This is a genomic window from Pseudomonas sp. WMBT8, assembly GCF_050916005.1.
In the GTDB taxonomy this organism is placed as follows: domain Bacteria; phylum Pseudomonadota; class Gammaproteobacteria; order Pseudomonadales; family Pseudomonadaceae; genus Aquipseudomonas.
In genome coordinates, this window is the sequence record NZ_CP188096.1 from 2,175,963 (window position 1) to 2,196,346 (window position 20,384).

21 protein-coding genes are annotated in these 20,384 nt (G+C 62.9%); 9 read left to right on the forward strand and 12 right to left on the reverse strand.

Annotated elements, in window-relative coordinates; translation table 11 throughout:
* Positions 1 to 147: 147 nt before the first annotated feature.
* Both ACO77H_RS10145 and ACO77H_RS10150 read right to left on the reverse strand, forming a co-directional pair.
* Entirely contained in the window at positions 148 to 1,221 is a 1,074-nt protein-coding gene (locus ACO77H_RS10145) for an L-dopachrome tautomerase-related protein (RefSeq protein ID WP_432755390.1), read from the reverse strand.
* Positions 1,218 to 1,469 (reverse strand): hypothetical protein, encoded by a 252-nt coding sequence (locus ACO77H_RS10150; protein WP_170057850.1) that lies wholly within the window; start codon positions 1,467 to 1,469, stop codon positions 1,218 to 1,220. Before ACO77H_RS10150 ends, ACO77H_RS10145 begins: the two co-directional genes overlap by 4 nt.
* Positions 1,470 to 1,499: 30 nt before the next feature.
* Here ACO77H_RS10150 and ACO77H_RS10155 point away from each other — a divergent pair, with 30 nt between their 5' ends.
* From ACO77H_RS10155 to ACO77H_RS10175, 5 genes are all read left to right on the forward strand, one after another.
* Complete coding sequence (locus tag ACO77H_RS10155) at positions 1,500 to 2,222, forward strand: response regulator transcription factor (RefSeq protein WP_432755391.1); 723 nt, start codon at positions 1,500 to 1,502, stop codon at positions 2,220 to 2,222.
* Complete coding sequence (locus ACO77H_RS10160; protein WP_432755392.1) at positions 2,222 to 3,565, forward strand: histidine kinase sensor domain-containing protein; 1,344 nt, start codon at positions 2,222 to 2,224, stop codon at positions 3,563 to 3,565. The genes ACO77H_RS10155 and ACO77H_RS10160 overlap by 1 nt, the downstream gene beginning before the upstream one ends.
* A 97-nt stretch (positions 3,566 to 3,662) precedes the next feature.
* Positions 3,663 to 5,894: a TonB-dependent siderophore receptor gene (locus ACO77H_RS10165; RefSeq protein WP_432755393.1), complete on the forward strand. Its 2,232-nt coding sequence runs from the start codon at positions 3,663 to 3,665 to the stop codon at positions 5,892 to 5,894.
* Complete coding sequence (locus tag ACO77H_RS10170) at positions 5,894 to 6,781, forward strand: alpha/beta hydrolase (RefSeq protein ID WP_432755394.1); 888 nt, start codon at positions 5,894 to 5,896, stop codon at positions 6,779 to 6,781. Before ACO77H_RS10165 ends, ACO77H_RS10170 begins: the two co-directional genes overlap by 1 nt.
* A 238-nt stretch (positions 6,782 to 7,019) precedes the next feature.
* A complete protein-coding gene (locus ACO77H_RS10175) occupies positions 7,020 to 7,421 on the forward strand; it encodes a RidA family protein (protein WP_169956084.1) in 402 nt (133 codons plus the stop codon).
* Here ACO77H_RS10175 and ACO77H_RS10180 read toward each other — a convergent pair whose 3' ends face one another.
* The 3 genes from ACO77H_RS10180 to ACO77H_RS10190 form a co-directional block, all read right to left on the reverse strand.
* The gene (locus tag ACO77H_RS10180; RefSeq protein ID WP_432755395.1) at positions 7,422 to 8,909 is read right to left on the reverse strand and encodes an aldehyde dehydrogenase family protein; all 1,488 of its coding nucleotides are present in this window, start codon (positions 8,907 to 8,909) and stop codon (positions 7,422 to 7,424) included. It abuts the gene before it with no gap.
* A 273-nt stretch (positions 8,910 to 9,182) separates the two neighbouring features.
* Positions 9,183 to 10,511 (reverse strand): alginate export family protein, encoded by a 1,329-nt coding sequence (locus tag ACO77H_RS10185; protein ID WP_169956088.1) that lies wholly within the window; start codon positions 10,509 to 10,511, stop codon positions 9,183 to 9,185.
* A 34-nt stretch (positions 10,512 to 10,545) separates the two neighbouring features.
* A complete protein-coding gene (locus tag ACO77H_RS10190) occupies positions 10,546 to 10,749 on the reverse strand; it encodes a hypothetical protein (protein WP_346266499.1) in 204 nt (67 codons plus the stop codon).
* On the opposite strand from ACO77H_RS10190, the gene ACO77H_RS10195 reads away from it, so the two are divergent.
* The 3 genes from ACO77H_RS10195 to feaR all read left to right on the forward strand — a co-directional run bounded on the left by ACO77H_RS10195 (position 10,727) and on the right by feaR (position 13,835).
* A complete protein-coding gene (locus ACO77H_RS10195; RefSeq protein WP_170043509.1) occupies positions 10,727 to 12,226 on the forward strand; it encodes an APC family permease in 1,500 nt (499 codons plus the stop codon). The genes ACO77H_RS10190 and ACO77H_RS10195 overlap by 23 nt on opposite strands.
* A complete protein-coding gene (locus ACO77H_RS10200; RefSeq protein WP_170043510.1) occupies positions 12,171 to 12,791 on the forward strand; it encodes a DUF3156 family protein in 621 nt (206 codons plus the stop codon). Before ACO77H_RS10195 ends, ACO77H_RS10200 begins: the two co-directional genes overlap by 56 nt.
* Before the next feature lie 108 nt (positions 12,792 to 12,899).
* On the forward strand, positions 12,900 to 13,835 hold the full coding sequence (feaR, locus tag ACO77H_RS10205; protein WP_169956095.1) for a transcriptional regulator FeaR: 936 nt from the start codon (positions 12,900 to 12,902) through the stop codon (positions 13,833 to 13,835).
* 87 nt (positions 13,836 to 13,922) lie between these two features.
* Here feaR and ACO77H_RS10210 read toward each other — a convergent pair whose 3' ends face one another.
* From ACO77H_RS10210 to ACO77H_RS10230, 5 genes are read right to left on the reverse strand one after another with little or no spacing between them, the layout of a single operon-like run.
* Positions 13,923 to 14,678, reverse strand: coding sequence for an SDR family oxidoreductase (locus ACO77H_RS10210; protein ID WP_169956097.1), 756 nt, complete (start codon positions 14,676 to 14,678; stop codon positions 13,923 to 13,925).
* Positions 14,668 to 15,471, reverse strand: coding sequence for an SDR family NAD(P)-dependent oxidoreductase (locus ACO77H_RS10215; RefSeq protein WP_432755396.1), 804 nt, complete (start codon positions 15,469 to 15,471; stop codon positions 14,668 to 14,670). Before ACO77H_RS10215 ends, ACO77H_RS10210 begins: the two co-directional genes overlap by 11 nt.
* Positions 15,464 to 16,285 (reverse strand): molybdenum cofactor biosynthesis F family protein, encoded by an 822-nt coding sequence (locus tag ACO77H_RS10220; RefSeq protein WP_432755397.1) that lies wholly within the window; start codon positions 16,283 to 16,285, stop codon positions 15,464 to 15,466. Before ACO77H_RS10220 ends, ACO77H_RS10215 begins: the two co-directional genes overlap by 8 nt.
* Positions 16,286 to 16,298: 13 nt before the next feature.
* The gene (locus ACO77H_RS10225) at positions 16,299 to 16,664 is read right to left on the reverse strand and encodes a cupin domain-containing protein (protein ID WP_169956103.1); all 366 of its coding nucleotides are present in this window, start codon (positions 16,662 to 16,664) and stop codon (positions 16,299 to 16,301) included.
* 30 nt (positions 16,665 to 16,694) lie between these two features.
* The gene (locus tag ACO77H_RS10230; protein WP_170057855.1) at positions 16,695 to 17,993 is read right to left on the reverse strand and encodes an NAD(P)/FAD-dependent oxidoreductase; all 1,299 of its coding nucleotides are present in this window, start codon (positions 17,991 to 17,993) and stop codon (positions 16,695 to 16,697) included.
* A gap of 206 nt (positions 17,994 to 18,199) precedes the next feature.
* Between ACO77H_RS10230 and hpaR the strand changes: the two genes are divergently transcribed.
* Positions 18,200 to 18,622, forward strand: coding sequence for a homoprotocatechuate degradation operon regulator HpaR (hpaR, locus tag ACO77H_RS10235; RefSeq protein WP_170057856.1), 423 nt, complete (start codon positions 18,200 to 18,202; stop codon positions 18,620 to 18,622).
* A 133-nt stretch (positions 18,623 to 18,755) separates the two neighbouring features.
* Here the strand turns inward: hpaR and hpaI are convergent, their stop codons facing one another.
* Entirely contained in the window at positions 18,756 to 19,556 is an 801-nt protein-coding gene (hpaI, locus tag ACO77H_RS10240; protein ID WP_169956107.1) for a 4-hydroxy-2-oxoheptanedioate aldolase, read from the reverse strand.
* Between the two features lie 18 nt (positions 19,557 to 19,574).
* Entirely contained in the window at positions 19,575 to 20,378 is an 804-nt protein-coding gene (hpaH, locus tag ACO77H_RS10245; protein WP_169864354.1) for a 2-oxo-hept-4-ene-1,7-dioate hydratase, read from the reverse strand.
* Between the last annotated feature and the right edge of the window lie 6 nt (positions 20,379 to 20,384).

The window sequence follows — 20,384 nt, forward strand, 5'->3', positions numbered from 1 at the left end:
GTGCGAAGGGGGAGGCTTTGCAGGTGTCGGGTCAAATTCCAGACAAAGAAAAGCCCGCGATGGGGAGTGCGGGCTTAAAGGGTTTCACTAGGAGCTGGGACCACCCTAGGCGCCCGACTGTGAAAGGGATGTGAAAGCGCTAGGCGATCAGCGCTGTGTCGATAAGCGATAAACCGCCACTGGCCACTGCACCAGGGATTTACCCTTGTTGAACAGCGCTACCCGGTCCATCTGTGGGGTGGGTAGCCACAACGTCCCATCCTTGTCCAGGAAGGGTGCATCAACCCAATGCAGGCGCTCGTCCACGATCAGGGTGTCGATCTGTCCGTCAGGTCGGCGTACCCGCATGGCGTCGTGGGCCAGGTCGGAAAAGTACAGGTTGCCCTGTGCATCCATGACCGACCCGCCGGTTGCCGGGATGTCGGCAAAGAACTCCACCCGTGCAGCCAGTTGTTCCGGGGGCAGGGCCGGGTTCGTAAGGTCTTGGATCCGCACCTTGAACCACGGGCCTTGCAGCGCGCCGTAATACAGCCAGACGCCGTCAATGCTGACTTCCAGCGGGTCGGCGTTGACGCGCAGGGGTTGGCCGTCGGGGGCCTTGACCACCTGGTTGCTGAGGATCAAGTCCCGGTCAGGCCGGGCGACCACTGAGGTGTGTTGGTCCAGCACGCGCCGGGCCGCGCCGGTCTCCAGGTCGACGACAATAATGCCGGCATTGCCCGCATCGGTGAGGAAGGCCTTACCGGCGCTGAAGCGGACGTCATCCACGTAGCTGCCGGCCATGGCGATATCCGGCCCGAAGAAGTAGGTGCGAACCACCTGGTTGGTACGCAGGTCGATACACACCAGTTTCGCACCCTGGCTGACGGGGTTGCCGCCGAACTCGGGCGAGCCGGTGTCCACGACCCACAGTTTGTCGCCTTCCAGGCGCAGGGCATTGATGTTCACGAAGACGTTGGCAGCATCCCGCCCTGGTGCCCAGCTGTTCCAGGCACCGCTTGGATAGGCAGCGCGCTGGCCATTTTGGTCGATTGCCGTCAGTTGTGGCCCCTGGGTCCCGGTCCAGCGTGGCCCAGAGAGAAACGTGCGGCCGCTGTAGTGCGCTACGGCGTTCCAGATCTGCCCGGAGCTTTGGACCGCAACGTCCAGCTCGGGCTGTTTGACGGTGGCGCACCCGGCAAGCAGTGCCAGCATGGCGGCGCCCAGCAGCAAGCGGGTCATGAGCGAGCGCCCCCTGCGCGGGCACAGGTATCCCACAACTCGGTGAGACGTTGATGGAGGGTGTGCATGAACTGGCTGACGGTGGCTTTGGACATGATGATTCTCCTGCATCCGGTGAAGTGACCTAACGAGGAGATAGCTTGATTGTTGGTGTTTAGCTGAAAAAGCCCAGGTTCCACGGATTCAGTTTCTTCAAAATATTGATAATCCGCGCCCAAACAGCTCAACACGCAACGTTCGTTGCGCAATGTTTCTCCGGATGAGAAACTGGCCTAATTGTGAACAATTATCATCCACTACCTAAACCATCTTCTTCCGCACGCATCCTGGTCATCGAGGATGACGTCGAACTGTGCGCCCACCTTTGTAGCCATCTGAGCCGGCGCGGCTTCATTTTGAGCAGTGCTCATCGTGGCGATGAAGGCTTGAGTTTGGCCCTGGATCCAGCGGTCGAGCTGGTCCTGCTGGATATCATGCTGCCCAACGAAAACGGCCTGAAAGTACTGGCGCGCTTGCGCAGCGAGCGGGGTACGCCGGTGATTCTGATGTCGGCACTGGGCGCCGAGCAGGATCGCATCACCGGTTTCAGCCAGGGCGCGGACGACTACCTGCCCAAGCCTTTCAGCCTCGCCGAACTGGATGTGCGTATCGACGCGTTGCTGCGGCGTGTGGCACTTGATCGCGGCGCACCCGCCAGCAGGCCGCCATTGCTGGACCTGGATGCAGGCGCCCGGGATCTCATGTTCAACGGCTGCCCGGCAGGCCTGACCGGTTCGGAGTTCCGCTTGCTGTGCACCTTGCATGAACACGCCGGCGAACCCCTGTCCAAGGCGTTCCTGTACCAGCATGTGTTGCACCGCGCCTATACCCGGCTGGATCGCGGCCTGGATGTGCATGTGTGCAATGTGCGGCGCAAGCTCGCGGCGATCAACCTGCAAGGGGTGCGCATCGAAGCGGTGCGGCATCAGGGGTATGTGTTGCTGTGCGAAGGCTTGAGCTGATGCAGCGCCGGCACCCACTGCTGTGGAAAATGGCACTGCTGCAAGTGTGTTTCTGCCTGCTGCTGGTGTGGTTGGTGTGGGGCTGGGGCTTGCAGGTCGAGCGCAGTACTTACTTTCTTGAACAACCCGACCGCGATGCCCTGAGTGCCTACGCCGCCCAGGCCGAAGAGGTGGCCGCCACCGGCGATGCCCAGGCTGTGGAGCAATGGCGACTCGCCCTGCAACAGCGCGAGCAGACCTGGGTCGGCGTGCTCGATCCGTTCCTGCAAAGCCTCGGCACCCAACCGCTGACGGCGGCCGAAGTCAGTCACCTGACCTTTATGCGCAAGCCCAGTTGGCCCATGAGCAAGCGTCTGGAGGATGAACTGCCCTATGTCAGCATCGCCTTCCCCCAGCACCCGGAGCGCGGCCGTTTGGTCATGCAGTTGCCCGAGCGCTTGCTGCCACCGGGGCTCACGCCTTGGACGCACCTGTTTACCCACGGCGTGGTGCCGGTGGTGTTGGCCTTGGGCCTGGGGCTGTTGCTGTATCGCCACCTGGTGTTGCCATTGAACGAATTGCGCGAGCGCGCGAACGCCCTGAGTGCCGGTGACCTGGCGCCGCTGGCCAGCAGTTCGGTGACCCGGCGCGGCGATGAGCTGGGTGAGTTGGCGCGAGCCTACGAGCACATGGCCGAACGCCTGCGCCAGAGCCTGCAGCAGCAACGCCAACTGCTGCGCACCCTGTCCCATGAAATCCGCACGCCCTTGGCCCGTTTGAAAATCGCCAGCGAAAGCGGCCTGGCGCGCCAGCAGTTGGAGCAACGGCTGGCGCGGGAAGTCGAGGAGATGCGGCGCCTGGTGGATGACTCCCTCAACCTGGCCTGGCTGGATACCGAAAAGCCCCGGTTGCAGTCTGAGGACGTGCGGGTGGCCTCGGTGTGGGAAGCGCTGGTGCAGGACGCGCATTTCGAAACGGACTGGCCATTGCAGGCGCTGGTGTGCGAAGTCGACGGTGATTGTGAAATCAGGGTCCATCTCAACAGTTTCGCCCAGGCCCTGGAAAACATCTTGCGCAACGCCATCCGCCATTCACCTCCAGGGGGGGTCATTCGCTTGAGCGGCGAGCGTGAAGGGGATACGTGGCTGTTGACCGTCGAGGACCAGGGCCCGGGCGTCGATGAAGCCGATCTGGAGCGGATTTTTGAACCCTACCTGCGCCTGGACGGCGCACCCGGCACTGGTTTTGGCCTGGGCTTGAGCATTGCCCGCCGCGCCCTCCAGTTGCAGGGCGGGCAGTTATGGGCCAGCCACGGCACGCAGGGTTTGCGCATGAACCTGCGGGTGGCGGCGGCAAATGTTTAGAAAGTTAATGTTCTTTACTCGCAATTGCATCTGATTATCATCTGCGATCTTTGCTGGCCTACCGCTATCGGTGGGCTTGACGTTTCGGAGATACCTCATGCACCGCCTGCCGCCCCTGTCCCTGCTTGCCCTGAGTATTTGCAGCCTGCTGCCCGCCAGCGGCTTTGCTGCCGAGCCCGAGACCCCTGCGCGTCTTGAACTGCAAACCCAGACCGTCCTGGGCACGGCGCAGGAAGAGATCAAGCAGGCGCCCGGTGTGTCGATCATCACCGCCGAAGACATCAAGAAGCGCCCACCGGCCAACGACCTGTCGGACATCATCCGCACCATGCCCGGCGTCAACCTCACGGGCAATTCCAGCAGCGGCCAGCGAGGCAACAACCGGCAGATCGATATCCGTGGCATGGGCCCGGAAAACACCCTGATCCTGATCGATGGCAAGCCGGTGGGCAGCCGCAATTCCGTGCGCTATGGCTGGCGCGGCGAGCGTGACAGCCGTGGCGACAGCAACTGGGTGCCCGCCGACCAGGTCGAGCGTATCGAGGTCATCCGTGGCCCGGCTGCCGCCCGTTACGGTAACGGCGCCGCCGGTGGCGTGGTGAACATCATCACCCAGCAACCCGGCACCGAGACCCACGGCTCGGCGACGATCTATCACAACTTCGCCCAGCACAGCGCCGAAGGCGAGACCGAGCGCATGAACTTCGGCCTGAACGGCCCGCTCACCGACACCCTCAGCTACCGGGTGTACGGCAATGTGGCGAAAACCAATGCCGACGACGCCGATATCAACAGCGGCCATGAATCCAGACGCACCGGGAACCAGATCGGCACCTTGCCTGCGGGGCGCGAAGGGGTGCGCAACAAGGACGTCAACGGCCTGTTGAGCTGGAAGATCACGCCCGAACAAACCCTCGACCTGGAAGCCGGTTTCAGCCGCCAGGGCAACATTTATACCGGCGATACGCAGAACACCAACAGCAACGCCAACGTGAAAAAACTGCTCGGCCACGAGACCAATGTGCTGTACCGCGAGACCTACGCCGTGACCCATCGCGGCGACTGGGAGCTGGGCACCAGCCTGGCCTACCTGCAATACGAAAAGACCCGCAACAGCCGGATCAGCGAGGGCCTGGCGGGCGGTACCGAAGGGATCTTCTCCAGCAGCAATTTCAACACCACGGTGTTGCGCGACCTGACCGCCCATGGCGAAGTCAGCCTGCCGTTGCATGCCGGGGTGGACCAGGTGCTGACCGTGGGCACCGAGTGGGTCGAGCAGCAACTCGATGACCCAAGTTCCAACGGGCAAACCACCACTGCCGGCGGCAACGTCGCCGGGCTTGCCGGGACCAACCGCAGCAGCTCGTCCTCGGCGCGGATCTTCTCGGTATTTGTCGAGGACAATATCGAACTGCGCCCCGGCACACGCCTGACCCCCGGCCTGCGCCTGGATCACCACGACATCGTGGGCGACAACTGGAGCCCGTCGCTGAACCTGTCTCAGGTGCTCACCGACACCTTGACCCTGAAAGCCGGGATCGCCCGCTCCTACAAGGCGCCCAACCTCTACCAGCTCAACCCCAACTACCTGCTGTACAGCAACGGCCAGGGTTGCTACGGGCAAACCACCAGTTGCTACCTGCAAGGCAACGCCGAGCTGGACGCCGAAACCAGCGTCAACAAGGAGCTGGGAATCGAGTACCGCAATGACGGGGTCGTGGCCGGCCTGACGTACTTTCGTAATGACTACAAAAACAAAATCGAGTCGGGCCTGACCCCGGTCGGCAACGCCAGCGGCGGCACCGGCAGCACGGCCAACGCCAGCATCTTCCGCTGGGAGAACGTGCCCAAGGCTCTGGTCGAAGGGCTGGAAGGCACCCTGGCCCTGCCACTGACCGAACAGTTGAACTGGACCAACAACTTCACCTACATGCTGCAATCGAAAAACAAGCAGACCGGCGATGTGCTGTCCGTCGCGCCCAAGTACACCCTGAACTCGATGCTCGACTGGCAGGCCACAGATGACCTGTCCTTGCAAATGAGCGTGGCCTGGTACGGCAAGCAAACCCCGAAAAAATACGATTACCACGGCAACCGCGTGACGGGTTCGGGCAATAACCAGCTGTCGCCCTATGCCATCGCCGGCGTCAGCGGAACGTACGCTTTGAGCAAGAACCTGAGCCTGACGGCCGGCGTCGATAACCTGTTCGACAAACGCCTGTGGCGTGAAGGCAACGCCCAGGGCGTGGCCAATATCGAAGGGGCGGGGGCTGCGACCTATAACCAGTCCGGCCGTACCTTGTACACCAGCCTGACGGCATCCTTCTGATGGGGCGCTTAATCAGCCTGGCGCTGCTGTTGATCGCCCAGGCCGCCGTCGCCCGGCCTGCGCCGGACCAGTTGATGGATGCGAAGGTGTTGCGCGAAGCCAGCGCCTATAGCTTCAGCACCCTGGAGCTGGATTCGGCCGATGGCGCGCGCCATTACCGGATCTGGCTGGGGCAGCCGCCTGCCGTGAGTGCGGCCACCCCGGTGGCGTACTTGCTCGATGGCAACGCCGCGATAGCCGCGCTGGACCACCAGGGCCTGGAGCAACTGGCGCACAGTGTGGCGCCGCCGGTGCTGGTTGCCGTGGGCTATGCCACGCCACTGCGGATCGAGCGCACGGCGCGCACCTTTGACTACACGCCAAGCGTCGGCAGCGCCGTGGAACAACGGGACCCGTTGACTGCGGTGCCCAGTGGCGGTGCGGATGTGTTTCTTGACTTGCTCACGCAGAACATTCGCCCGCTGGTCAATCAGCGCCTGGGCATCACCCCGCAGCGGCAATTGCTGTGGGGCCACTCCTACGGTGGTTTGCTGGTGCTGCATGCGTTGATGACACGCCCGCATGCCTTTGATGACTACGCGGCGGCGAGCCCTTCGTTGTGGTGGAACCGAGGGGTGGTGACGGCAGAGGCCCACGGCCTGGCGCAACGCCTGCGGGGCAGCCAGCCCCGCTTGCTGCTGATGCGTGGCGACCAGGAACCGGCCAGCCCGGCCGCCGCGGCGCCGGCCAAAGAGGCCAGTGACACGGCATTCAAGGCGCTGCTGGGCACACTGCATCAGGTGGATGGGTTACAGGTGCGCCACCTGACCTTTGCCGGGTTGGGGCATGGGCCGATGTTGCCGGCGTCCTTGCGCTATACCCTGCAGATGCTCAGCCAGGGGCGTTAGCCTCGCCAGGTTGGCACGCCCGCGTCAGCAAGTGGCCGGGCACGATCTGCTTGCACAAACCTTGCGCGCTTTAAGGTTGGGAGTCGTGGTGATGAGGTCTGCAGGCATGTCCTGGGCGCGGCCCTTGCACGGTTGATTGCAAGGCGTTCTGTTTCTGGATGTTGAAATGTGCAGTTTCTCCAGGAGTTGGCAAAACCCTTGGGGTAGCCTTGTTTCCTACAGATAACAAGGAGTCGTCATGCAGCGAAAAACCCTCAACCCTCCGACCGTCTTCAACTCCCTGCAATACGGTTTCAGCCAGGCCATGGAAGTGCGCGATGGTCGGCGAATTCTGCTGTCCGGCCAGGTGGGCGTGGACGCTGACGAGCGCACCGTCGGCCCTGGCATCGCCGAACAGACCGCGACCGCCCTGGACAATATCGAAAAAGTCCTGGCGGCGGCCGAGGGCGATCTGTCCCATGTGATCATGCTGCGCCTGTATATCGTCGAGTCCGCCCGCGATCAGCAGGAGCCTATCGCTGCCGCGTTGCGCGAGCGGTTTCCCGAAAACCCGCCGCCCTCGTCGTGGATCATCGTCAGCGGCTTGTCGCTGCCTGAATGGTTGATCGAGATCGAGGCGGAGGCGCTGATCCCGCAGTGATCAGTAACGCATCATCACCGACTTGAGCTCGGTGTAGTCCTCGATAAAGGCGCTGCCGAACTCCCGGCCAATCCCCGAGGACTTGTTGCCACCGAACGGCACGGCGGGGTCGAGCAGGGTGTGCATGTTCACCCACACCGTGCCGGCGTTGATCGCCGGGACCATGCGCAGGGCCTTGCCCAGGTCGTTGGTCCACAGGCTGGCGCTGAGGCCGCTGGCGGTGTGGTTCATCAACGCCAGCAACTCGTCCTCGTCGTCGTAGGGCAGGAACGTGGCGATGGGGCCGAAGGTTTCTTCGGTAAGCAGCGTGTCGTTGATGCTGTTGGCGAGAATGATCGTGGGTTGCACATAGCAACCGGGCCGCTCCATCGGTTGGCCGCCGTGGATGATCGTGTTGTTTTCGGCGCGGGCGGTGGCAAAAAAACCTTCCAGCTTCAATTGGTGCTGGCGATGGGTAACCGGGCCAAACTCGGTGCGCTCATCCAGTGGCGAGCCGATATTCAGGCGGCTCAAACGCTGGGCCAGGGCTTCCATGACCGGGTTGATCTGCGAGCGGTGGACGAAAAACCGCTCGGCCGCCGCGCAGATTTGCCCCGAGTGCAGGAAACCCGCTTCGATAATGCCGTTGACGGCGGTTTCCAGCTTCACATCGCGCAGGAACGCCGCCGCGTTCTTGCCACCCAACTCCAGGGTCGCGCGCGTCAGGCCGGCGCCCATGGCCGCGCGGCCGACCGCAATGCCGGTGGGCACCGAGCCGGTGAACGACACCTTGTCAGTGCCTGGGTGTTCGATCAGCCCCTTGCCCACCTGGCCGCCGCCGGTCAGCACGTTCAGTACCCCAGCGGGCAGGCCGGCTTGCACCGCCAGTTCGGCAATGCGCAGCAGGGTCAGCGGCGTGAATTCGCTGGGCTTGATGATGATGCTGCAACCGGTCACCAGGGCCGAGGCGAGTTTCCAGATGGCGATCATGGTCGAGAAATTCCACGGCACGATGCCCACCACCACGCCCACCGGTTCGCGCAGGGTGAAGGCGCTGTAGCGCTCGCCGGCAAACGAGGGCAGTGACGGGGTGAGGGTCTGGCCGCTGATCTTGGTTGCCCAGCCCGCGTAATAACGCAAAAAATGCGCGGCCTGGTCCACTTCAAAGGCGCGGGAAATCTGGATGATCTTGCCTGACTGGCAGGTCTCGATCTGCGCCAGTTCCTCGCGGTTGCGCTCCAGCAGGTCGGCGAGTTTGAGCAGCACATTGCCACGGACCGCCGGAGCGGTCTGCGACCACTGTTTGAAGCCGCGCCGCGCCGAGGCCACGGCCCGCTCGATATCACTGGCTTGCGCATCGGCGACCGTGGCGATGGCCTGGCCGGTGGCTGGGTTGATCACCTCCAGGGTCTGACTGGACTGGCTGGGGACGTAGCCACCGTCGATAAACAGGCCGTGGTCTCGACGCAAGAAGGCTTCGACGGCGGGCAGCAGCGTGATATCGCTCATGGGGGTGTTCCTGATCAGAAAGGAAAACCCGAGGCTAACCAACGCGGGTAGCTAGAGCTTGACTGTGCCTGCCGGGGCGTATGTCTGTGGCTGCCATGCCCCTGTGGGAGCGGGCCGGCCTTATGCCATTCAGTTAAGCGCGGATCCCCTGTAGGAGCGGGCTTGCCCGCGATGGCTGAGTGTCAGTCGATACATTCGGCGGATGAACTACCGCTATCGTGGGCAAGCCCGCTCCTACAGGGGAAGTGCGGTGGTTCAGGGGCAACCCAGGTCTTAGAACGGCACCGCCACCACCAACTGGCTATAGACGTTGGTGCCGTTGCCACCGACCTGGTTGCCGCCGGTGTCCTGGTCCTTGTCCGGTTGGTACAGGCCAATCAATGGCGTGATGATCAGGTGCTCGTTCACCGCCCATTCGGCATACAGGTCCAGCTCGCGGCCATCGAGGTCGAGCATGTTGCGCTTGCTGACGGTCTGGTAGTCGAAGAACAGCGCGCCGAGGGTCAGGTTGTCCAGCGGCTTGACCTTGAGCGCCACGTGCTGCACCGAGGTGTTGCTGTTGTAGGGCCCGGAGTAGTTGCCCGCCACTTCGCCCTGGACCCAGGTGCCAAACCCTCGATTGAAGCCAGCGAACAGCGCGTCCCAGTTTTTCGAGTAGCGCGCATAACGGTAGGTCAGGTCCGGCGACCAGGGCAGGTCGGCGAAGGTATAGCCGGCCTCGGCGTACCAGGCTTTTTCCGGGCCGGGGTCCTTGTCTTGCCAGGCGTACTCGAACGAGAAGTGCGCGTTGTCGATCCCGGCGTTGCCGGTGCCGCGCAGGCTGTAGAGATTCATGCCCTTGCGTTGCTTTTGCAGGTCGTTGGCAAAGCGCTCATCCACATCGATGCCATGCAGGTAGGTCAGGCCCAGGGTGCCTGGCGCAGCGCTGTACTCCAAGGTGCCGATGGCCATTTCGGTCAGGGCCTGGGCGCGGTTGTCGGACTCGATCCACATCAGGCTGCCATGCAGGCCGTCCTTGCCGCCCAGGCGTACCACGGCTGCCTTGTCGAAGGCATGCCGGGCCGCGATGTAATAGGCACCGCCACGGTCGAACTGACCGTCGGCCACGCCATTGCCCAGGTTCGGGCCGTCGTCGTTGATGATAAAGCCGTCGCCCACGGTAATGATCTGGCGCCCGTACGACAGGTCCAGGCCATCCTTGCCCAGTGCTGGCAACAGGTCCCCGGAGCGCCAGCCGGCAAAGGCTTCCTCGAACTTGGTGGTGCGCTCGCTGCCGTCGGTCACGCGGGAGGCATCGCCATCGCCCCAGGTGCCGGAGCTCACCAGGTTGGCGGTGCCGTACACACTGCCCAGGCCAGCCAGGGTCTGGTCGATGCTCAAGCCGTACTTGATGAAGCCTTCACGCCAGGTCGAACCGCCCTGGCTGCCTTCGTAGTTCTTGCGGCTATTGAACATGCCGTAAACGGCCAGGAAGTTGCCGGTGACGGTGGTGTCGTCGTCGGCATACAGTTCAATCGCCTGGGCCGCCGGTTGGCCGATCAACAGCGCAAGACCCAGGCCGACAGCCGGGCGCAGGTGGCGGGTTTTTAGTGTGTGCTCCATTGTTATAGTCCCCAAGAGTTAAGTTGAGGGCGCATTAGGGCGAGCGTCGGCGGCGCAAGTCTTTCACCTGCGTGCCAGGCAATTGATCCTGGCCGCCAGGCCGCAGGCCCTGGCAGGGAGCAACAAAACCGGCGGCAGCCAGGGGCAAGACGATCAGGTTGGGCGGGGCGCACAGTGCAAACACTTCTAAAAAATCCCTTTCGAGGATCTGCACCATGTCGATCAATGACAGACTCACCGCGCACCTGAACCGGGGTACGGTGGGTTTCCCCACCGCATTGGCCAGCACCATTGGCCTGATCATGGCAAGCCCGGTGATCCTTACCGCGACCATGGGCTTTGGCATCGGCGGCAGCGCGTTTGCGCTGGCCATGCTGATTGCCGTGGTGATGATGCTGGCCCAGGCCACGACCTTCGCCGAGGCCGCCTCGATACTGCCCACCACCGGCTCGGTGTACGACTACATCAATTGCGGCATGGGGCGTTTTTTTGCGATCACCGGCACCTTGTCGGCCTATTTGATCGTGCACGTGTTTGCCGGCACCGCCGAAACCATCCTGGCCGGGGTCATGGCCCTGGTGAACTTTGAACACCTCAATACCCTGGCCGAATCCGCCGGTGGCTCCTGGTTGCTGGGGGTGGGCTTCGTGCTGGTGTTCGGCCTGCTCAATGTGTTTGGCGTCAGTGCCTTTGGCCGCGCCGAGATCATCCTCACTTTCGGCATGTGGACCACCTTGATGGTGTTTGGCGTGCTCGGCCTGATCGCCGCGCCAGCGGTACAACTGGACGGCTGGTTTGGCCAGTCCATGGTGGGCAGCGACCTGGTGACGGTGTTGTCCCTGGTGGGCATGGCGATGTTCATGTTTGTCGGCTGCGAATTCGTCACCCCGCTGGCGCCGGACCTGCGCCAGTCGGCCAAGGTCATGCCGCGGGCGATGATGCTCGGCCTGATGGGGGTGGCGACGTGCATGTTCATCTACGGTGCGGCCATGAAGCGCCAGGTGCAAAACGTAGTGCTGGACGCGGCCAGCGGCGTGCATTTGCTGGATACGCCCATGGCCATTCCACGCTTTGCCGAGCAGGTGATGGGGCAGGTCGGGCCGCTGTGGCTGGGGATCGGCTTTCTGTTTGCCGGCGCCGCCACCATCAATACCTTGATGGCCGGCGTGCCAAGGATTCTCTACGGCATGGCGGTGGATGGCGCGTTGCCCAAGGTGTTCACCTACCTGCACCCACGCTTCAAGACCCCGGTGCTGTGCATCCTGGTGGCGATGCTGATTCCCTGCCTGCACGCGCTGTACCTGGGCGGCAACACCGACAACATCATGCACCTGGTGCTGGCGGCGGTGTGTGCGTGGAGTTTCGCTTACCTGTTGGTCACGGTGTCGGTGGTGATCCTGCGCATTCGCCGTCCCGACTTACCACGGGCCTACCGCTCGCCGTGGTTCCCGCTGCCGCAGCTGCTGTCCAGCGCCGGCATCCTGCTGGGGATGTGGTTTATCACACCGCCGGGGATGGACCCGGCGGATATTTATGTCCCGTTCGGCGTGATGCTGGGCGGCACTGCGGTGTATGCGCTGTTCTGGACCCTGGTGGTGCAGAAGGTCAATCCATTCACGCCGGCGTCGGTGGAAGACGTGCTGGCCAAGGAGTTTGCCAATGAACCGGGTCACTCTCACAACGGCTATGTCAGCACTGCGGCAAAAGCTGTCTGAGCTGTTCAGCGCACAACGGGCGCCAGCGGGCTATCAGCCGGGGCGCACCCTGGGGCAACTGCGGCGCAATTTGGGGCTGGCGCGTTTCGAGCAGGTGTCGCCGACCTTGGCGCGGGCGGCACTGGACGACGGCAGCCTGCACCTGGAAATCCGCGAGCGCACCGAATCGCAGCTGTTGATGCACCTGGTCATGACCGAGTTCAGCTTGTGCCTGCCCGCCTCGACAGAGGGCGCGGCACGCTTTGAATTGCACCATGGCGGGGCCGTTCGACGTACCGGGATCCGCTGCCGGCAACGCTCGGGCGAGGGTGCATTGCTGGGGCAGCTGCAGGTGCGCTTGCAACAGGACAGTGCCTTGCACCAGGCATTGATGCCCCTGGATTTCAAGCGCCTGCACATTGAATTGCACGCCCGGCACTGGCACGTGCGCCTGGAACACATGGGCGGCAGCGAGGTGGTCAACCGTATGCCGGCCTTTCGCCGCTACATCGCCCTGAGCCGCGAACAGCGGGACGTGCTGCTGGCAGCGCTGCTCGGCTTGCAGCGTGTATTGCGCACGCTCTGATTGGCATCATTAGTGCAAACACAAGGGTGGACAGGTACTTGTTGCGCGCATATAGATAACATGTTAACTATTGCCCGACAAAAACAATAAGCCATTGTGGAGACACCCATGGGTATCCAACAGAGTGCACAACAGGGGCTCGACACCTGGAACCGCGACTTGCGTGCGATGTGCGGCCACTTCGACACCGAACTGGCCTTTAACCGTTCGCTGTTTATCGGCGAGTTTTCCATGCTTTCAAACGGCGGGTTGCCCCTGGCCAGCCTGCGTACCAACGCCGGCCTGATCAAGCGCCAGGTCAGCAACCCCGACCATGACAATGACCAGGATTGCTTTTTGGTCAGCCAGCGCAGCGGCTATTCGCAGGTCGTGCAGAACGGCCAGCGCGTACAACTGGCCCCTGGCGAACTGCTGCTGATGGACTCGGTGGGCTCCATTGAAATCACCCCGTTCGGCTTGATCGAACATATCTCGCTGTCGTTGCCGCGCGCCCAGGTGTGCAAGCAGATGGGCAGCCAAGCAAAAACCTTTGGCAAGATTTCCTCCAGCAAAGCCTGCGGGCGCATGCTGCATGTGTTGATGGACCAGTTGTGCAAGGGCGGCGAAGGTGCCGAGGATGAGGTCGAGGCGTTGCAGTGTGCCTTTGTGTCGCTGCTGGGCTCAGCCCTGGAGCAGGACGAGGACGCGCGCGACGACACCGGCGCGTTGCAAGGTAACAACCTGCGCAGCTACGTGCAGAAGGTCATTGATGAGTCCCTCAGCCAGCCTGGCCTGAGCCCCGTCGGCCTGGCCAGCCGCTTGAACATCTCGGTACGCCATTTGTATCGGCTGTTCGAAGAACAGGACGACAGCGTCTGCCGCTACATCCAGCGCGCAAGGCTCAAGCGCAGCGCCGATGACTTGACCAACCCGTTCCTGCGTAGCGAATCGATTACCTCGATTGCCTATAAGTGGGGTTTTACCGATTCGGCGCATTTCAGCCGCTCGTTCAAGAAGCAGTTCGAGCAGTCACCCAAGGCGTTTCGTTCCAGCCGAATGGCCTGAACAGGATCTGACCCGCCCAGTAGATTGAACGTAGGAGCCGGTTGACAGACTGCCATCACCGGCAAGCCGGCTCCTACAGGTTGGGTTTCAGACTTCCGGCAGGGTTGAGCCGCCATCTACCACCAGCGTTTGCCCGGTGATATAGGTGGCCAGCCCCGAAGCCAGAAACAGCATGGCCCCGGCGATATCGGCGGCGCTGCCCAAGCGTCCCAACGGCACGCGGCTGGCAATACTGGCGTTGAGTTGGCCATCTCCCAGGTTGCTCATTGCCGGTGTCGCGATCATGCCCGGTTCAACCCCGTTGACCCGTACATTCAACCCCGCCAGTTCCAGCGCAGCATTGCGAATGAAGCCGTTGACCCCGGCCTTGGACGCCGCATAGTGGCTCAGCCCGGGGTACGCCACCCTGGGGCCGGTCACTGATGAAGTTACCAGTACACAGCCGTGGCCCTGGCGGCGGAACATCGGCAGGGCGCCTTGGGTCAGCCAGAACAGGGCCGAGAGATTCACCGCCAGGGTGCGTTCGAGAATGGCCGGGGTGATGTCCTCAAAGCAGGTCAGCGGGAAGTACCCGGCGTTGTGGACCAGTACGTCGAGTCGTTCCTGGCGTTGCATCAGCGCGAACACCGCGCTGGCATCCGCCAGGTCGATACCAACGGCCGCGACTTGGCAACCATGGGCTATAAGTTCGTCAGCCAGGGCCTGGGCCGTGGCGACTTGACGGTCGGCAATCAGCACCTGGGCGCCGCGCCTGGCAAACCCTTCGACAATCCCACGACCGATGCCCTGGGCGCCGCCAGTGACCAGAACCACTTGGCCGCTGAAGTCCAGGTCATGGGGCATGAGTGGGCTCCAGATGGGCGAAGGCCAGTGTCGGCACATCGACAATGCTTGAACCGCCGTCGGCCACCAGGGCTGCGCCGGTGATGATCGACGCGTCAGCCGATGCCAGGAAGCGACAGACCTTGGCGATCTCGTCGGCACTGGCCGGGCGGCGCAGCGGTACATCGGCGCACACGCGGGCATAGGCTTGCTGCAGGCTCTCGTCATACGCCTGCATCAACGGCTGCATTTCCTGATCCGCCATGGGCGTGCGCACCCAGCCCGGACACACCGCATTGACCCGCACCCCGCGCGGCCCGTAATCCCGGGCCAACGAGCGGTTGAGCCCCAGCAGCGCATGTTTGGCGGTGGTGTAGCCGCACACCTCGGGGCCTGCCGCTAGTGAGGCGATGGAGCCGATCAGCACAATATTGCCGGCGCTTTCCAGCAACAGCGGCAGGCAGGCCCGCGCGCTGTAGAAGGCGCTGTCGAGATTGCTGCGCAACGCTGCTTCCCAGGTGGCCGGTGGGGTTTGCGTGGCACTGCCCACGCCATGGCCGCCGGCGCAGGCCAGCAGCACATCGAGACGCCCATAGCGCTGGCGGATCTGCGTGATGAACCCTTCCCAGGTCACGGGGCAGGCCGCGTCGCCCACCAGGATCAGCCCGCCGGTGTCTGCGGCCACCTGCTCCAGCGGTTCGCGACGCCGGCCGATCAGTACCAGTTGTGCCTTTTCGCCCGCATACAGCCGGGCACACGCGGCGCCGATACCGGTGCCGGCCCCGGTGATCAGCACCGTGCGTGGCTCAGTCATCGGCATACTCCGTGCGGTTGAGCACCTGGCAATAGGAACTGATGGGGAAGTTCGATAGCGCATCGAACGAGGAACCTGCATAGCCGAAGATCTTGCCGTCGCTGCGGTGCTGTTGCAGGTCAATCAGCACCAGGCCCAGGGTGGGAATGATTTTTTCGCGCCAGACAAATAGGTACAGCTCATCGGCAATCTTGTAGTAATGGCAGCGATCGGTGTCGCACAGGCCTTGCTCGACACCTTTGAGGCACTGCCAGGCATAGAACTGGTCGTTGAGGTAGAGGTGCTCGTAGACCTCGCTCGGGCTGTAGCGGTATTGGTTGCGCAGGCCCACCAACTCGCGTGTCGGCGTGTGGGGGCACAACCCTTCCTGCCACGGGCGGTCGAGGCTGCCATGCAGGAAGTCCACGGCCACCGCGGTTAACGGCTTGCCCGCCAGGGCGCGGCTGTACAGGCCCTCGGCGGTGTCTGCCGGGGAGGGCAGGCGGCCGATGACGGCGGTGAACGAGGCACTGTGGGTGTCGAGCACCAGGCTGATGGACCAGTCCTGCCCGCCTTCATGCTTGATGAAGTCCACCAGGTACAGGCCCGGGCGGATCGACGTGGCACGGTAGGGCGCCGTGCCGCTGGAGTGCCCGTCCAGGGTGCTCCAGGACAGGCTCTGCTGAGCGAAACGATGCGCTATCTGCCAGCCATTGGCGAAGTGCAGGGTGAACGTCTTGCCGTCCAGGTCCGCCAGGTTGGGCAGGATAAAGGCCTGGGGGGCAAAGCCGTCGGCGAGGGCGCCGACGGTGATCCAGTCAGATGGGTGAGTCATCACCGGCCTCCGTTCATACGACCGCGAAGTAATGTTTGACGAAACTTGCGCTGAGCACTTCCCACAGCACTGGCGTGCCCTTGGTCACGAACCAGCTGTCGCCCGCCTTGTAGGTGGTGGTTTGGCCGCTGGACTCGTCGGTCAGCCGCACCTCGCCGGTGACCACGGTGGCCTGTTCGTTAAAGGGGTAGACCATGCGGAACTTGCCCTGGGTGGTACCGAAGTAGGCGCTGCTGACCGGGTCGGTCGGCGCGCCGAAGGTCATTTTGCCGAAGGCCTTGAGTTCGCCGGCGAGGATTTCGCTGCCGAGATCGGCAACGGTGCCCCAGGCATCGAGTTCAGACAGTTGGATATCTTTCTTGAGGGTGACGAGGGTCATGGCAGTTGCTCCATAGGGATAAAAACGGGGTTAGCGGCGACCATTCCAGTAACCGGACAGTTGGTGCCAGGATTTGCCGGCGGTCAGCAGCAAGGGGCGGATTGCGTCCTTGCCGATGATCGTCGGGCGGTGGATCGAACTGACCAGGTCATAGCGCGCCGAGCCTTCGCTCATGCCTTCGGCCAGGACCTTGCAGATGATGTGGCTGGGGGTGACGCCAAAGCCCGAGTAACCCTGGACAAAGAACGCATTGCTGCGCCCCGGCAAGGTGCCGATCTGTGGGAACAGGTTGGGGCTGCAGGCCATCGGGCCGCCCCAGGCGAGGTCGATCTTCACGTCCTTGAGGTAGGGGAAAATCTTCAGCATCAGCTTGCGGTTCCAGGCTTTCAAATCGCCGGGAATGTGCTCGACCAATGGCGTGGCGGCGCCGAACAGCAGGCGGTTTTCATTGGTCACGCGGTAGTAGTCGATCACCGGGCGGATATCGCTGTAGGCCCCGCGAATCGGGCTTATCCGCTGGATCAGCTCTTCGCTCAACGGCTCGGTCATCATCTGGAACGCGTAGGTGTTGATGGTCGAGCGATGCAGCTCCGGCTCCAGCTTGTTGAGAAAACTGTCACACGCCCACAACAGCTTGCTGGCCCTGACCGAGCCGCGCCCGGTGCGCACGGTGATGCGCTCGCCATAGCGGACTTCCAGCGCCGGGCTGTTCTCGAAGATCCGCACGCCATGGCCAGCCAGGGCGGTGGCTTCGCCCAGCAGCAGGTTCAGCGAATGCACATGCCCGCCGCCCATATGCAGCAGGGCGCTGCCGTAGGCGTCGGAGCCGATGATCTGCTTCACGTCGGAGCCGCCGAGGAAGCGGATTTCGTGCTTGCTGTTGATCGACTTGAAGTCTTTTTCCCAGGCCCGCAGGGTTTTTTCCTGGCGGGCGTTGAAGCCCATATAGCCGTAGCCGTGGCAAAAGTCGGCATCGATGTTGTACTTGGCGATCCGGTCTTTGATGATGTCGGCGCCCAGGTCGCTGATCTCGAACACCTGGCGCAGGCCGTCCTCGCCGACGTCTTGCTTGATCTTCTCGAGGTCGTGGCCAATGCCGGCCATGATCTGCCCGCCATTGCGCCCGGTGCCGCCAAAACCCAGGTAGCGCGCCTCCAGCACGACGATATTGGTGATGCCCTTTTCTGCCAGTTCCAGAGCCGTGTTGATCCCGGAAAAGCCGCCGCCAATTACCACGACGTCGGCCTCGATGTCCTGTTCCAGGGTGGGAAAGCTCAGGTTGTACTTCTTGGTAGCGGTGTAATACGTGGGGGTTTCAATAGTGATCATGGCGCAGCCTGAAAAGTGAAGGAAGGCTCTAAAGCAGATGTCTTCATTAGGGGCCTTGGCGCGATCAATGTCTTGATCCTGCCTGCCGGGGCTTTTGATTCAGCGCGCCATGGACGTGCGCGACCCTTAAGTTATAGCGCGAGCGTGGAGCGGGGATGTTAGAGTTTCGTTAAAACATTAACTAAATATCACGTGACCCTGACTCTATGCTCAAACCCCGGCAGTCCCTGACCCTCACCCTGTTACAGGCCCGCGAAGCGGCCATGAGTTTTTTCCGCCCCTCGCTGAACGAACACGGCCTGACCGAGCAGCAATGGCGGGTGATCCGCATCCTCAATCAACACGACGAACTGGAGATTTACCAACTGGCGGAACTGGCCTGCATCCTCAAGCCGAGCATGACTGGCGTGCTGGTACGCATGGAAGCGGCGGGGATGATCCATCGGCGCAAGGCCGAGCAGGATCAGCGACGGGTACTGGTGACCCTGGCGGACAAGGGCCGGGCGAGTTTTGCGTCCATGAGCCAGTGCATGGAGGCCAACTACCAGCGTTTGCAGGAGCAGTTTGGGGAGGAAAAGTTGCAGACCTTGCTGGGGTTGTTGGATGAGCTGAAAAACATCAGGCGTTGAGCCCTACCCATCAAAAATGTGGGAGCGGGCTTGCCCGCGATAGCGGTGGTTCAGTCACCGAATATATTGACTGACACACCGCTTTCGCGAGCAAGCCCGCTCCCACATCGGGTCCTGCGGCGTTTGAAGGTGATTAGTACACGCCGCCAGTGCTCGCTGGCGCGGGTTTGTCTTTGAACTTGCCCACCAATCCCTGCAACCCACGCATCAGCACCGTGGTATCTACCCCCACTGCGACAAACCCCGCGCCCAGCTCGATGTACCGCCGGGCGAGTTTCTCATCGGCACTGAGAATCCCCGCCGCCTTGCCCGCCTGGCGGATCCGCGCAATGGCATCTTCGATTGCCGCTTGCACGTCAGGGTGCCCCGGATTGCCCCGGTGGCCCATGGATGCACTCAAGTCCGCCGGGCCGATAAACACGCCATCCACGCCTTCGACAGCCGCTATCGCGTCGAGGTTGGCCAGCCCTTGCAAGCTTTCGATCTGCACCAGCAGGCACATCTGTGCGTCGGCCTGGTCCAGGTAGCCGTCGATGCTGTTCCAGCGTGAAGCCCGCGCCAGGGCGCTGCCCACGCCGCGGATGCCCTGGGGTGGATAGCGCATGGCGCGCACCAGTTCCCGGGCCTGGGCGGCGCTTTCGACCATCGGCACCAACAAGGTTTGCGCGCCGATATCCAGCACCTGCTTGATCAATGCGGTGTCGCCAATGACCGGACGAATCACCGCCTCGCTGGCGTAGGGCGCCACGGCCTGCAATTGGCCGAGCATGCCGCGCAAGTCGTTGGGGGCGTGTTCGCCGTCGATCAGCAGCCAATCGAAACCGGCATTGGCCGCCAGTTCCGCGCAGTACGCGTGCGCCAGGCCCAGCCACAGGCCGATCTGCGGCTCCCCGCAGGTGAGCCGCTGTTTGAAGCGGTTGACAGGCATGTCCATGAATCAGTCCTCCAGGTGTCAGACGAAGCGGCAGGAAATCGAGCCGAGCATGTCGTAGTCGACATGGAAGGTATCGCCCGGGCTGGCGGCCACCGGCCGGGTAAACGAGCCGCCGAGGATGATCTGCCCTGGCAGCAAGGTGACGTCGTAGGGCGCCAGCTTGTTCGCCAGCCACGCCACGCCCTTGGCCGGGTGGTTGAGCACGGCGGCCGAGACCCCGGACTCTTCGATCACGCCGTTGCGATACAGCACCGCCGGCACTTTGCGCAGGTCGATCTCGGTTGGCCGCACCGCGCGGCCGCCCATGACCACGCCGGCATTCGCGGCGTTGTCGGAGATGGTGTCGAACACCTTGCGCGTGGCCTTGGTGTGCGGGTCGACCTGCTGGATGCGCGCGTCGATGATCTCCAGGGCCGGGATCACCCACTCGGTGGCGTCGAGCACATCGAAAATCGTGCAGTTGGGGCCCTTGAGCGGCTTGCCGAGGATGAAGGCCAGTTCGACCTCGACCCGTGGCACGATAAAGCGCTCGAATGGAATGTCGGTGCCTTCCTCAAACAGCATGTCATCGAGCAGCGCACCGTAGTCCGGTTCGGTGATGTTCGACGACACCTGCATCGCCCGCGAGGTCAGGCCGATCTTGTGCCCGACCAGCTTGCGCCCGCCCTTGATCTTCTGGGCGACCCAGGCGCGCTGGATGGCGTAGGCGTCCTCGATCGTGATCGCCGGATGATCGAGGGAAAACTGGCGTACCTGTTCGCGGCTGCGTTCGGCATGGTCCAGTTGGGCAGCGGCTTGCAGGATGAGCTGTGGATCGAGCATGACAAG

Excerpts from the sequence above, each read along its gene's own strand:
- ACO77H_RS10145 (WP_432755390.1), bottom strand. The coding sequence starts at position 1,221 with ATGACCCGCTTGCTGCTGGGCGCCGCCATGCTGGCACTGCTTGCCGGG.
- ACO77H_RS10160 (WP_432755392.1), top strand. The coding sequence starts at position 2,222 with ATGCAGCGCCGGCACCCACTGCTGTGGAAAATGGCACTGCTGCAAGTG.
- ACO77H_RS10165 (WP_432755393.1), top strand. The coding sequence starts at position 3,663 with ATGCACCGCCTGCCGCCCCTGTCCCTGCTTGCCCTGAGTATTTGCAGC.
- ACO77H_RS10170 (WP_432755394.1), top strand. The coding sequence starts at position 5,894 with ATGGGGCGCTTAATCAGCCTGGCGCTGCTGTTGATCGCCCAGGCCGCC.
- ACO77H_RS10175 (WP_169956084.1), top strand. The coding sequence starts at position 7,020 with ATGCAGCGAAAAACCCTCAACCCTCCGACCGTCTTCAACTCCCTGCAA.
- ACO77H_RS10180 (WP_432755395.1), bottom strand. The coding sequence starts at position 8,909 with ATGAGCGATATCACGCTGCTGCCCGCCGTCGAAGCCTTCTTGCGTCGA.
- ACO77H_RS10185 (WP_169956088.1), bottom strand. The coding sequence starts at position 10,511 with ATGGAGCACACACTAAAAACCCGCCACCTGCGCCCGGCTGTCGGCCTG.
- ACO77H_RS10195 (WP_170043509.1), top strand. The coding sequence starts at position 10,727 with ATGTCGATCAATGACAGACTCACCGCGCACCTGAACCGGGGTACGGTG.
- ACO77H_RS10200 (WP_170043510.1), top strand. The coding sequence starts at position 12,171 with ATGAACCGGGTCACTCTCACAACGGCTATGTCAGCACTGCGGCAAAAG.
- feaR (WP_169956095.1), top strand. The coding sequence starts at position 12,900 with ATGGGTATCCAACAGAGTGCACAACAGGGGCTCGACACCTGGAACCGC.
- ACO77H_RS10210 (WP_169956097.1), bottom strand. The coding sequence starts at position 14,678 with ATGCCCCATGACCTGGACTTCAGCGGCCAAGTGGTTCTGGTCACTGGC.
- ACO77H_RS10215 (WP_432755396.1), bottom strand. The coding sequence starts at position 15,471 with ATGACTGAGCCACGCACGGTGCTGATCACCGGGGCCGGCACCGGTATC.
- ACO77H_RS10220 (WP_432755397.1), bottom strand. The coding sequence starts at position 16,285 with ATGACTCACCCATCTGACTGGATCACCGTCGGCGCCCTCGCCGACGGC.
- ACO77H_RS10225 (WP_169956103.1), bottom strand. The coding sequence starts at position 16,664 with ATGACCCTCGTCACCCTCAAGAAAGATATCCAACTGTCTGAACTCGAT.
- ACO77H_RS10230 (WP_170057855.1), bottom strand. The coding sequence starts at position 17,993 with ATGATCACTATTGAAACCCCCACGTATTACACCGCTACCAAGAAGTAC.
- hpaR (WP_170057856.1), top strand. The coding sequence starts at position 18,200 with ATGCTCAAACCCCGGCAGTCCCTGACCCTCACCCTGTTACAGGCCCGC.
- hpaI (WP_169956107.1), bottom strand. The coding sequence starts at position 19,556 with ATGGACATGCCTGTCAACCGCTTCAAACAGCGGCTCACCTGCGGGGAG.
- hpaH (WP_169864354.1), bottom strand. The coding sequence starts at position 20,378 with ATGCTCGATCCACAGCTCATCCTGCAAGCCGCTGCCCAACTGGACCAT.